The following is a 12,148-nucleotide window of genomic DNA, read 5'->3' on the forward strand; positions in this document are numbered from 1 at the left end:
TCTCCAGTCCCAGGGGAACGAACCGAACCAACTCTGCAGCGACACAACAGAGTCCATGTCCATCTCAGCTGAACATCCTGCCGGTGCCCGAACCGTTGCCGGTCAACCATCCGGCGTCGATGCACAACGATCCGAAGCACTTCCCCACGGCGATCACAGACACTGTGTCGCCTGCATGGTTGGCGACGTAGACGCGGGACCCGTCCGGGGTGATCGCCACTCCGATCGGGGTGCCGCCAACAGGAGCGGTCTCGATGCCAGTGTTGTCGGCGGTCTCTATCACCGATAGCGAAGCGTCGCCGGCATTGCTGACATAGACACGGGACCCGAGCGGGGTGACCGCCACCGCCACCCCGGACGGGCCGGTCCCGGCCGCGACGGTGTCGACCACCGTATTGTCGGCTGTCTCGATCACCGACACCGTATCGCCAGTGCTGTTGGCGACATAGACCCGAGACCCGTCCGGGGCGACCGCAACCCCGAACGGGTTGTCCCCAACCGAAATTGTTGCGACCACATTGTTCGCGGCGGTCTCGATAACCGATACCGAAGCGTCACCGGTATTGGTGACATAGACCCGGGATCCGCTCGGATCAACCGCAACCCCGATCGGGAAGTCCCCCACCGCAACGGTGCCAACCACAGTATTGCTACTGGTGTCGACCACCGACACCGAAGAAGCACCCGTGTTTGTGACGTAGGCGCGCGACCCGTCCGGGGCGACCGCAACCCCCGACGGACTATTCCCGACCGCAACGGTGCCAACCACGGTGTTGCTACCGGTCTCGATCACCGACACCGAATGGTCATCAACGTTGGCGACGTAGACCCGGGATCCACTCGGGGTGACCGCAATCCCCCGCGGGAAATCTCCCACCGTAACGGTGCCAACCACGGTGTTACTACCGGTGTCGATTACCGACACCGAAGAGGAATTGGTGTTGGTGACGTAGACGTGAGACCCGTCCGGAGTGACCGCCACACCGTCCGGGCCGTCCCCAGCCGGAATGGTAACGAGGACGGTATCCGCAGCAGCAGGTCCCGCTCCGGCCATACCGAGCACCATCACACAAAAGGCTGCCAACCCGAGCGCCAGGCGCCCCCGAATCGGGCTATTCCCGCGGAAACTACCGTGTTGATGCACTTTCCTCCTGCCCCGGAAGAACAATCAGATCAACCCTGCAGCAACGATGGCCGGCGGCCGAAGCCCAATACCAGCCCAGGAAAGGCTAACAACGCGAATCCCGATGTCGAACCAGGCTCGCCGGAATACTCATGACCTCGAGCGGCTGCCCTGCGAATCCAGGTCACCGACCGAACAATCACCAGTTCCCGTAATCGAGGCGAGGGACACCGCCACCCCGCGATCGAGGTGACGGCGCCGCCCGCCACTACGGTTCACGTGTCAGCTGAACGAGCTCCCCGCCCCCGAGCCGCTACCGGTGAGCGAGCCGAAGTCGATACACAGCGATCCGAGGCACCTTTCGATGGCGATCACCGACACCGTGTCGTCGTCACCGTTGACGACGTAGGCGCGGTTCCCATCCGGAGTGATCGCCACCCCGAATGGGCCTGCCCCGACCGGGACGGTCTCGATAACGGTGTTGCCAGCGGTCTCGATCACCGACACTGAACCGCCGCTATCGCCGTCGGTGACGTAGGCGCGGGAACCGTCCGGGGTCACCGCGACCCCTTGGGGCGAGATACCGACAGTGACGTTCTGGACCACAGTGTTGCCGGCCGTCTCGATCACCGATACCGAATCGCCAAACGTGTTGGTGACGTAGACATGAGCCCCGTCCGGGGTGATCGCCACCGCCGATGGTTCGTCCCCGACCAGGATGGGTCCGGCCACGACGGTGTTGCCGGCCGTCTCCATCACCGACACCGAATCACCCTGAGAATTAGCGATGTACACGTGGGATCCGTCCGGGGTGATCGCCACCCCCGACGGGTCGTCCCCCACCAGGATGGGTCCGGCCACGACGGTGTTGCTCGCCGTCTCGATCACCGACACCGAATCGCCAAACGTGTTGGTGACGTAGACATGAGCCCCATCCGGGGTGATCGCCACCCCGGACGGGCCGTCCCCGACCGGGATGGGTATGCCCACGACGGTGTTGCTCGCCGTCTCGATCACCGACACCGAGTCATCAAATGTGTTGGTGACGTAGGCATGATCCCCGTCCGGGGTGATCGCCACCTCGCGCGGGCCGTTCCCGACGGTGATGGGTGATCCCACGACGGTGTTGCCAGCCGTCTCGATCACCGACACCGAACCATCATTTCTATTGGTGACGTAGGCATGCGATCCATCCGGAGTGATCGCCACCCCGACGGGGTCGTTCTCGACCGGAACGGTCGCGATGACGGTATCCGCCGCTGCGGTCCCCGTACCCATGCCTGCGACACCGAACACCATCAGAGCGATGGCCGCCAGCCCGAACACCGGACGCCGGATACGCCTCCGAGTCGTCGAGAAACCGCGGAAACTACTGTGGTGATTCACATTTCTCTCCTGCCTCGGAGGAACAAAGCGGATCAACCTTGCAGTGACGACGGCCGGCGACCGGAACCCCTCACCAGCCCAGGAAAGGCTAACAACCGAGATCCCGATTTCGGCTCACGACTCGCCGAACCCCATACCGCCACGTCTCGAGTCCGAGTGCTGCACTATCGAGAATTCGGACCGCCTTACGGGGCTCAGTGCACGCCAGGCAGATCTGCGGAGGAGGCGAACAACCTGCGGCGCTCGCCGTGTATCCTCCCCGTCACCCACCATCCGATTTCGACGAGCACCACCCCGACGAGTCCGCACACGATCGCCATCGTCGTGGCACCAACATTAGTGGGATCGAGTTCGAAGAACTCGCGGGTGCCGGGCAACGCGAAGAGGGTCAGATACGCGCCGGCGGAGCCGAAGATGAGCACCAGTTTCCACCAGGTGTAGGGCCGCGCTACCACGGCGAGAACCCACAGCGCAATCATGATGAGCGTGATCAATGCGGAGGTTCCCGCCTGGACCTTCTGAGTGTCCGTCTGTCCCGGCCCCGCGTAGGCGAGGAGATACGAAACGAACGTCGTCACGCCGATGATGACGCCCGACGGAATGGCCAGTCTCATCACACGCGGCACGAAACCGCTTCTCGCACGTTCGTGGTTCGGGGCCAACGAGAGAATGAACGCGGGGATACCGATGGTGAACCAGGCAGCCATCGTGACATGGCGGGGCAGGAACGGGTACGGCAGCGCATCAATATGCATGATCTGCGACATCACACCGGAGATTCCGATGAGGAACGCGAGCAGCACGGAGTACACCGTCTTGGTGAGGAAGAGATTCGAGACGCGCTCGATATTGCCGATCACCCGGCGGCCCTCTCCCACGACGTAAGGCAAGGTAGAGAACTTGTTGTCCAGCAACACGATCTGAGCCACGGCACGGGTCGCGGGGCTGCCCGAGCCCATCGACACACCGATATCGGCATCCTTGAGCGCCAGAACATCGTTGACGCCGTCCCCAGTCATCGCGACGGTGTGGCCTCGAGACTGCAAAGCTCCCACCATCTCCCGCTTCTGGTCGGGACTTACCCGACCGAAGGTCGTGGATCCCTCGAGAGTCTGCGCGAGTGCGTCGCGGTCGTCGGGTAGCCCGCGGGCGTCGACGGGACGGTCACCGCCCGGTAGCCCGAGTGACTCGGCCACCGCGCCGACCGACACAGCGTTGTCGCCCGAGATGACCTTCACCTTCACGTTCTGGCTCGAGAAGTACTCGAGCGTGTCGTGAGCTTCCGGACGTACCCGCTGTTCGAGGATCACCAGCGCACGGGGAGTGATCGTTCCCGGAGCACCGGGGTCGTCGACAGACACGTCGCAACTTCCGAGCAGCAAGACCCTTAGCCCAGAGGCGCCCAGATCCTCTGCCTGCCTCGCCATGTCGCTACCCGGGTCGAGCAGTACGTCGGGCGCGCCGAGAACCCAGTTGCCGCGAGCACCGTATGACTGTCCGCTCCACTTCTTGGCCGACGAGAAGGGCGCCTCCGCTGTGGCCGCACCCCATCCGGGGTCGTCCGGAAACGCCTCCTTGATCGCCAGGACACTGGCATTCGGGCGGGGGTCGGATCCAGCCATCGCGGCGAGGGCCGCGCGAGACGATTCGGCATCCCCGACCTCGGCACAGCGCAACTCGGATAGCCGCATGCCGGTCTCGGTGAGCGTTCCGGTCTTGTCCGCGCACACGACATCGACCCGCGCGAGGCCCTCGATGGCGGGCAACTCTTGCACCAGGCACTGCCGTCGACCGAGCCGGACGACCCCCACGGCGAATGCGATCGACGTCATCAGCACTAGTCCTTCGGGGACCATGGGCACCAACGCGGCCACCATGCCGTTCAACGCCGGCGCCAACGACTGGCCGCTCGAGAACAACTGGTTGTAGATGATGAGCAGGCCCGCCGGGACCATCAGATAGGTGATGAACTTCAGGATCTTGTTGATGCCGCTGCGCAGTTCCGAATGCACGAGAGTGAACTTGCTGGCTTCGTCCGTGAGTTTCGCGGCGTACGCATCTCGACCGACTTTGGTGGCCTGGTACCAACCGCTGCCGGACGCGACGAAACTGCCCGACAAGACCTGGTCGCCTCTGCTCTTGCGCACAGGATCGGCTTCGCCGGTCAGCAGAGATTCGTCGATGTCGAGTGACATCGCCTCGACCACTACGCCGTCCACCACGATCTGATCACCAGCACCGACTTCGATGATGTCGTCGAGCACCACCTCCTGGGGCTCCATCGACAAGGTGACACCTTCCCGGCGCACCGCCGGCCTGGCCCTACTGACGATCGCGAGCCTGTCGAGGGTCCGCTTGGCACGCACCTCCTGGATGATGCCGATACCGCTGTTGGCGATGATCAGCAGGCCGAACATGCCGTCGATGATCGAACCGGTCGCCAGCACGATGACGAGGAGAACACCCAGGATCGCGTTGATCCGGGTGAACACATTGGCATACACGATGTCGCGCACCGACCGGGTCGCCCGGTCGGGCACATCGTTGGTCTGCCCAGCCGCCACCCTCTCGGCTACCTGATCGGCCGTCAAACCGTCGAGCTCGAAGAGCGTGCCGACGTCGGCACGGGTTTCATCGAAGGCCATGGTCAAAGGCTACGCAAAGAACCGACCACTAAGCCGGATGCACGCCGTCTCACCCGAGTGAGTTCCACCATGATGTCGGCTCCGGCGGTTTCAGCGCGTCCACCCGCTGGCCGGGCATCGGCACCGTGACCGGCGTGCCCTTCGCCTCCGCGGCCGCAAGCAGTCGGACGATCGGCTCCGACCACCCATGGAACGCGAGGTTGAACGTCGCCCAGTGCACGGGCATCAGCAGCCCCCCTTCGGCGTCGCCGTTACCCAGATCGGCGTGCGTCTGCACCGCCTCTTCCGGGTTCATGTGAATGTCGGGCCACCGGGGGTCGTAGGCGCCGACCGGCAGGAGCGTGAGGTCGAAAGGTCCGTACCGACGACCCATATCCGCGAAGCGCGTCGTGTATCCGCTGTCGCCACCGAAGAAGACCTTCCGACTCGGTCCGGCAAGCACCCAAGACGCCCACTGGGTGGTATTGCGGACAAGCCCCCGCCCGGAGAAATGGCGTGCCTCCGTGCACGTAAGCGTCAAATCTCCGACCGCAGTGGACTCGTCCCAGTCGAGTTCGATGATCCGCTCCTCCGGCACCCGCCACGTTCGCAGGTGCGCGCCGAGGCCGACAGGAACCACGAACGGGGCCGTCTGGGCGGCCGCGAGTTGCTGAACGGTTGCCATGTCGAGGTGGTCGTAATGGTCATGGGAGATGACGATCGCGTCCAACACCGGCAGCTTTGACAGGGGCACGGGAACCGGATGCATGCGGGACGGACCGAGGATCGCGGACGGTGACACCCGCCGACTCCACACCGGGTCAGTCAGTATTCGGTACCCATCGACCTCGACGAGCACGCTCGAATGGCCGTACCAGGTGGCCGCCACTTCAGCGGCCTCGACCGGTGCGAGAGGTGTGGCGAGCGGAATCGGCCTACGCGGGCGTCCGGCTTTGCCACGAGTGATCAGCGCCTTGACGATTCCGCTCTCGGGTTCGGGCACGAATACGCTACCCGGTTCGGTGTTGTGGAACTGTCCGTCCCGGTAGCGCGGTGACACCGCGGCGTACGGACGCACCTTCGCGCGCGAGGCACCGACCTGAGCGGGCAGCCCCCATGCAGCGCGCGCCAGCCACCCGAAGGCGGCGGAGCCCAGAACAGTCGTCACAGCGCTCTTCACGTTCACCCCGACACTGTAACCAGGCGTGTGGAGAGTGGACCTGTCGGCCGCTAACGGCCTCGGAAGACCGGTGGCCGATTTTCCGCGCGCGCCTTGCGTGCCTCCTGTGCGTCATAGCTCTTCCACGCCGCATGCAATGCGGCGAGTTGCTCAGGTGGTGGCGGGCTCTGGGTGTCGTCATCGTTGAGCACCATCTTGAGGTGTTGAAGCGATAGCGGTGCGAGTTGCGAGATCGAATGAGCCCACTGCTGTGCGACCTCGAGGTCCCCGAGTTTGTTGGCGAGGCCGCGCAGTAGCGCCTCATCTGCGCCGATCTCCTCCGCACCCAGCAGGATCGTGCGGGCCGGTCCCCCACCGATCAGCGCGGCCAGACGGTGCACAGTCCAACGGTCGACGGAAATCCCGAGCTTGGCGGCAGGGATGGCGAAACGCGCTTCCGGGGCTACCACACGCAGGTCTGCAGCAAGGGCGAGCACCGTGCCCGCCCCGATTGCCGGGCCGTTGATCGCCGCTACGACGGGAACCGGCACCGAATCGATGGTGTGCAGCATCTCGAACAAGGTGTCGGTGAACCCGTCCGCGTACGCATCGCCTGACAGGTCGGCGCCGGCGCAGAAGGAGCTGCCCTGGCCAGTGATAACAATTGCCCTCGCACCGTCGGTGATGGACTTCTCAGTCTCCTCGCGAACGAGTTCACAGATCTCGGTGTTCAACGCATTACGACGTTCGGGGCGTTGCAATTCGATGGTGAACACGTCACCCTCACGACTCGTCCCGATCATGCCCACTCACTTCCGCCTCGATTACTGCTTACCGGACATTCTCCACGCCCACGCTCGACAATCGATAGCCAACCACACGCCGAGTCCACGCGAGCGCCGGAACACTGAGGACTCGTCGATTGTTGTGAGAGTGGAGATGACGAGAACCATGAACACTGACGTCGATGTGGCCGTAATCGGTGCCGGGCAGGCAGGACTTTCCGCGGCGTACTACCTACGTAAATTCGGCGTGGAACCGGAGTCCGGATTCGTCGTCGTCGACCATGCGGCCGGCCCGGGCGGTGCCTGGCAGTACCGCTGGCCATCGCTGACGCTCACTACGGTCAACGCACTGCACGATCTTCCGGGACTCGGCTTCGCCGAGGCCGTCGGCATCGATACGAACGGTCCGGTCGATGAGGTGACTGCATCGAGCGCCGTTCCGGAGTACTTCGCGATGTACGAGGAGCAGTTCGAACTGCCGGTACACCGCCCTGTCCACACTTCGGTGGTCTGCGAACGCGATCAACGATTGCGGATCGAGACAGACAAGGGCACCATCACCACGCGCGGTCTCATCAACGCAACTGGTACCTGGGAGCGCCCATTCATTCCCCACTATCCCGGCGCGGGGTCGTTCACCGGCCGCCAACTACACACCAAGGACTACTCTTCGGCCCAGGATTTCGCGGGACAGCACGTTCTGGTCGTCGGCGGTGGAATCTCCGCGGTCCAGCTGTTGGACGAGATATCCCGCATCACCACCACCACCTGGGTCACGCGCCGCGAACCCGAGTTCCGGGACGAGCCTTTTACCATCGAGACGGGGCGTGCCGCGGTGGCACTCGTCGAGGACCGCGTTCGGCGCGGTCTGCCGCCGGGCTCGGTGGTATCCGTAACTGGCCTGCCTGTCACACCGGCGATCCGCGCCGCCCGCGCACGTGGCGCACTCGAACGACAGCCGATGTTCAGCGAGATAACGGCAGACGGTGTCCGTTGGGCTGACGGGCGCGAACAGATAGCCGATGTAATTTTGTGGTGCACGGGCTTTCGCAGTTCGCTCGACCACCTTGCCCCGCTCCGGCTACGAGGTCCAGGCGGAGGGATCACCATGACGGGGCGCCTTGCCACTCGAGTCGAGTCGGATCCCCGCATCCACCTTGTGGGATACGGCCCGTCATCGTCGACGATCGGTGCAAACAGGGCAGGCCAGGCGGCGGCCCGCGAGCTCACCCGCCATCTGGGCCTCGTTGCGCCTCTCGGTGCTCTCTAGCCAGTCGGCGCGGTCTCGTGGATCAGCCGGGCAATGAACGCGGCCTGGTCCGATTCTCCCTGGTACATGCTGTCCACATGCCCACCTGGATACACTCGGTAGTCGAGATCTGTTCCGGCCACGCGCATCTCGAAGACCAATAGTTCGGTAAGCGGTATCGGGACGACGGTATCGGTAAGCCCTTGGGCGATCATCAACGGACGGTCGTACCCGGATACCGGCACTTCCAGATATTCGCGCAACGCAGACTGCAACTCCGGTGTGTCGATCGACCGTGACAACATCTGCGCCACCGACACGTTCTGCGTCATGGTATGAAACTGCTCGAGAGGAACTTCTGGGCCCGCGTCGACGAGCTGCTTCCCGAGCGGTGTGAGGTAGCTGTCGACGTCCAACTCCGGGTAAGCGTCACGGAGCCCGGCGATCACGTACGACATGAACAAGGTCAGACCTTCGAGTCCTTGCGGCGGAAACGACGGACCGGCCCAGGCGGATACCACTTCGATGTTCGACGGCACCCCGTTCGCAACCGCCCCGCGGTAGTCGAGTTCCGGCGCGTACGTCGTGGCGGCGTGCGCTGCGAACACCGCAGCCTGCCCGCCCTGCGAAAGACCGACCGCCATCCACGTCGGGGACAAATCGGCGTCGATCTCCCGGGCTGCCCGCACCGAATCGATAACGCTGCGTCCGGCGACCTTGCCGTCGAGATAGGGCGGCACACCGGGCGTACCCATGCCGACGTAGTCGGTCGCCGCGACCGCGTATCCGCTCTGCAGCAAGCCGCTCACGTAGTCGCTGGACGCTTTGTCGACACCCGTCACCGAAGGGGCGTCGGCGTCGGAGTCCCCGACCGTTCCATGAGCCCAGGCGATCACCGGCCAGCCACCCGGCGGTGGCAGCCCCGGCGGCACGAACAACATCCCCGTGGACGGAGTGATACCACCCCGATCGGTCGTAAGGTAGGTCATCCTGTACGCGGAACCGGTGCCGGGGAGCCACAAATCCGCCGGCAGCTCCGACGACGCCACCACTGCACCCGGGCTCAGGCCTACCCGCGTGGGATCTGCTCCGACGGTGGGCGCCCACATCACGGTGAACATGACAAGGAAAACAAGGACGCGCCGCAACCGCTGCATTTCTCCACAGTAGCCACGCGAGAATTGCCGACTGGTCGCTCGATTTCTCGGTCGCTGGGCCCCCAGCGCCCGGCAGAATGTGAAGGATGGCGGAGCTACCTGATTGGGCACGACCGCTCGACCTCACCCCGCACCCGGAAGGCGGGTGGTACCGAGAGACGTGGCGCAGCGACATCACCGTCCCTGAAGCCAACCTGCCCGACTATCCGGGACCGCGGTCGGCCGGAACCGCGATCCTGTTCCTCCTGATGCCCGGTCAGCGATCGGTGTGGCACACGGTGCGCAGTGCCGAGATCTGGCTGTACCACCGTGGCAGCCCGCTGGTGCTCGAACTCGGCGGCGACGGACCGAAACCCGCCTCCCCCACCGCCCAGATCCTCGGATCCGACGTGGCAGCCGGCGAGCAACCCCAACTCCTGGTCCCGCCGCGACATTGGCAAAGCGCAAGATCTGAAGGCGACGAACCGACCCTTGTCAGTTGCGTCGTGGTCCCGGGCTTCGACTTCGAGGACTTTCGGTTGATCTAGGAGCGTCGCAGACACTTTCCGCCGTCTCAGAATGTGGACGTTTGCGTGTCATTTCGATAAATCCGGGTACTCCGACCGCATCGGTGCAGGGGTGAGGACACGCGTGCGGAAGGGGGACGAAATGGGCCTTGGCTACAAACTGGCCTATCGGTTCAAGATCACGCCTTGGGTGACGGCAGGACCCATCTTCGAGAATCAGATCCAAGCACTGCTCGATCCACTCGACGTACCACCGGGGAAGGTTCTGGATATCGGATGCGGCACCGGCTACCAGGCCATCGCGATGGCCAAGCGCGGCTGGCAGGTGACCGGGATCGACAATGTCAAACTAGCCCTCGACAAAGCGCGGTCCAGGGCCCGGAAAGCGGGTGTCGAGGTTCAATTCGTACATGCAGATGCCACCGACCTCGAGCATGCCGTCGGACGTGGCTATCACCTGATCCTCGACGTCGGGTGCTACCACGGCCTGAGCGACCAAGACCGGGTCGCATACGTCGAAAATGTCACAGCTGTGAGCGAACCCCACGCCGCGCTGCTGATGTTCGCATTCGGCCCCGGCTACCGCGGTCCGCTGCCGAGGGGTGTCTCCCGCTCCGATGTGGAACGGGCGTTCGAGAAATGGAAACTTGTGACCGACGTCGACGCCGACATCGTCGGCCTACCCCGGGCAATCGAGAAGGTCGACCCTCGATGGTTCCGGCTCGTCAAGAACTGACCTCCGGCGCACCCGGCGGCCGACCTCTCGGGGCCGGCTAGTCGCTGTCGGCCATGGGCGGAAGCGCCCGGACGAGCGGGACGTCGTAATCGGTCTTACCGACCTTCGACGCGCCCCCCGGCGACCCGAGCTCTTCGAAGAAGTCGGCGTTCGCCTTCGTGTACTCGACCCACTGATCCGGGACATCGTCCTCGTAATAGATGGCCTCCACGGGGCAGACCGGCTCGCAGGCACCGCAATCGACGCATTCGTCGGGGTGAATATAGAGCATCCGGCCGCCCTCGTAGATGCAGTCGACGGGACATTCCTCGATGCAGGCCTTGTCCAGGACATCGACGCAAGGCTCTGCGATGGTGTACGTCACGTGATTAATCCTGGCCTTTCCTGCCGTCGGGCGCGAATCGAGTGCACTCGCCACCAAATTTACCGCGACCGACTTCTCCGGCTTCAGCCACGTGGATCGCCGACACCAGCACCCGGAGGCTCCCTCCACGATGAGATCAACCCACCGGTAAAGAAAACCTTGACAACTCGTTGTGTTTTCCTAATACTTTGTTGCATGAGTCCAGTACGGCGGGGGGATTCTCTCCCTATCTACAACCGCATCGGCGTCCTGCGCGCCGAGCGAGGAATGAGCCGATCTCAGCTAGCTGCACTCATCGAAGTGAATCCACAGACCGTCGGTGCACTCGAGCGCGGGGACCACTACCCCAGCCTCGACCTGGCGCTCCGCATCTCGGCGGTTTTCGAGCTTCCGGTCGAGGCGATCTTCTCCCGCACGGAGTTCGGGCCTCTGTCCACCGAGTTATATCGCGACAAGAGGCGCGCGGCCGACGACGAAGAGGGGGAGAGTTCCCATGGCTGATACCAACCTGATCGAGCGGTACCAGGATTTCAGGACGCGCCAGTTCCTCAGGAACGAGAGGCACTACCGCACCTGGCTGCCAGGTTGGCGGACGCGAACCCGAAGACGAATCGTGGTCACGGCTCTGGTGGCGACGCTTCTGCTCATGACCGCGGCGGGCATGGTGTGCCACTTCGACATCACGGGCGGAGGACTGTTGTGGCTGGCAGGGTGCCTCCTGTTCATCCCACTGTGGACGACGCTTCAGATCGTGTCGGGGCGGCTAGGTGACGCACCACGCGACGCTCTCGACGAGTGGGAAATACAGCAGCGCAACAGTGCCCGCTCGATCGGACTCACGGTCACCCAGGTTCTGACATCGATTCCCGCGTTGTATCTGGTCCTCGGGATCAAAGATGGCGACCAGTACAACGTGGCCTACGCCGCCGGCTTACTCGTGCTCACTGCGGTGATCATCGGAGGTTGCCTGCCCGCAATGATTCTCGGCTGGACGCAGCCAGACCCCGAGCCCGACGATCTACCTTCATAAAATCTCTTGCCCGCTTGCACCAGGAAGGA

Annotated in this window: 12 protein-coding genes; 5 read left to right on the forward strand and 7 right to left on the reverse strand. The window is 63.9% G+C overall.

What is annotated here, in order from left to right; genetic code table 11:
• Positions 1-64 precede the first annotated feature (64 nt).
• The 5 genes from BFN03_RS13690 to BFN03_RS13710 all read right to left on the reverse strand — a co-directional run bounded on the left by BFN03_RS13690 (position 65) and on the right by BFN03_RS13710 (position 7,095).
• On the reverse strand, positions 65-1,054 hold the full coding sequence (locus tag BFN03_RS13690; protein ID WP_084385783.1) for a beta-propeller fold lactonase family protein: 990 nt from the start codon (positions 1,052-1,054) through the stop codon (positions 65-67).
• Between the two features lie 351 nt (positions 1,055-1,405).
• The gene (locus tag BFN03_RS13695; protein ID WP_232320271.1) at positions 1,406-2,509 is read right to left on the reverse strand and encodes a beta-propeller fold lactonase family protein; all 1,104 of its coding nucleotides are present in this window, start codon (positions 2,507-2,509) and stop codon (positions 1,406-1,408) included.
• A 194-nt stretch (positions 2,510-2,703) separates the two neighbouring features.
• Complete coding sequence (locus tag BFN03_RS13700; RefSeq protein ID WP_070379461.1) at positions 2,704-5,154, reverse strand: HAD-IC family P-type ATPase; 2,451 nt, start codon at positions 5,152-5,154, stop codon at positions 2,704-2,706.
• Between the two features lie 49 nt (positions 5,155-5,203).
• The gene (locus BFN03_RS13705; protein ID WP_070379462.1) at positions 5,204-6,319 is read right to left on the reverse strand and encodes an MBL fold metallo-hydrolase; all 1,116 of its coding nucleotides are present in this window, start codon (positions 6,317-6,319) and stop codon (positions 5,204-5,206) included.
• Positions 6,320-6,363: 44 nt separating this feature from the next.
• Positions 6,364-7,095 (reverse strand): enoyl-CoA hydratase, encoded by a 732-nt coding sequence (locus BFN03_RS13710; RefSeq protein ID WP_070379463.1) that lies wholly within the window; start codon positions 7,093-7,095, stop codon positions 6,364-6,366.
• Between the two features lie 148 nt (positions 7,096-7,243).
• On the opposite strand from BFN03_RS13710, the gene BFN03_RS13715 reads away from it, so the two are divergent.
• The gene (locus BFN03_RS13715; RefSeq protein ID WP_070379464.1) at positions 7,244-8,347 is read left to right on the forward strand and encodes an NAD(P)-binding domain-containing protein; all 1,104 of its coding nucleotides are present in this window, start codon (positions 7,244-7,246) and stop codon (positions 8,345-8,347) included.
• Here the strand turns inward: BFN03_RS13715 and BFN03_RS13720 are convergent.
• Positions 8,344-9,483: a lipase family protein gene (locus tag BFN03_RS13720; RefSeq protein ID WP_070379465.1), complete on the reverse strand. Its 1,140-nt coding sequence runs from the start codon at positions 9,481-9,483 to the stop codon at positions 8,344-8,346. The two genes, BFN03_RS13715 and BFN03_RS13720, sit on opposite strands and share 4 nt — an antisense overlap.
• 86 nt (positions 9,484-9,569) lie before the next feature.
• Between BFN03_RS13720 and BFN03_RS13725 the strand changes: the two genes are divergently transcribed.
• A complete protein-coding gene (locus tag BFN03_RS13725; protein ID WP_070379466.1) occupies positions 9,570-10,010 on the forward strand; it encodes a cupin domain-containing protein in 441 nt (146 codons plus the stop codon).
• A 103-nt stretch (positions 10,011-10,113) separates the two neighbouring features.
• Positions 10,114-10,725 carry a class I SAM-dependent methyltransferase gene (locus BFN03_RS13730; RefSeq protein WP_232320273.1) on the forward strand — a complete coding sequence of 204 codons (612 nt, stop codon included), beginning with the start codon at positions 10,114-10,116 and terminating at the stop codon, positions 10,723-10,725.
• Between the two features lie 37 nt (positions 10,726-10,762).
• Here BFN03_RS13730 and fdxA read toward each other — a convergent pair whose 3' ends face one another.
• Complete coding sequence (fdxA, locus tag BFN03_RS13735) at positions 10,763-11,089, reverse strand: ferredoxin (RefSeq protein WP_070380922.1); 327 nt, start codon at positions 11,087-11,089, stop codon at positions 10,763-10,765.
• A gap of 195 nt (positions 11,090-11,284) precedes the next feature.
• On the opposite strand from fdxA, the gene BFN03_RS13740 reads away from it, so the two are divergent.
• Together BFN03_RS13740 and BFN03_RS13745 are read left to right on the forward strand one after the other, a co-directional pair.
• Positions 11,285-11,590 (forward strand): helix-turn-helix transcriptional regulator, encoded by a 306-nt coding sequence (locus BFN03_RS13740; protein WP_084385623.1) that lies wholly within the window; start codon positions 11,285-11,287, stop codon positions 11,588-11,590.
• Positions 11,583-12,119, forward strand: a complete 537-nt coding sequence (locus BFN03_RS13745) for a hypothetical protein (protein ID WP_070379468.1) — start codon at positions 11,583-11,585, stop codon at positions 12,117-12,119. Before BFN03_RS13740 ends, BFN03_RS13745 begins: the two co-directional genes overlap by 8 nt.
• Positions 12,120-12,148 lie beyond the last annotated feature (29 nt).

This window comes from Rhodococcus sp. WMMA185, assembly GCF_001767395.1.
In the GTDB taxonomy this organism is placed as follows: domain Bacteria; phylum Actinomycetota; class Actinomycetes; order Mycobacteriales; family Mycobacteriaceae; genus Rhodococcus_F.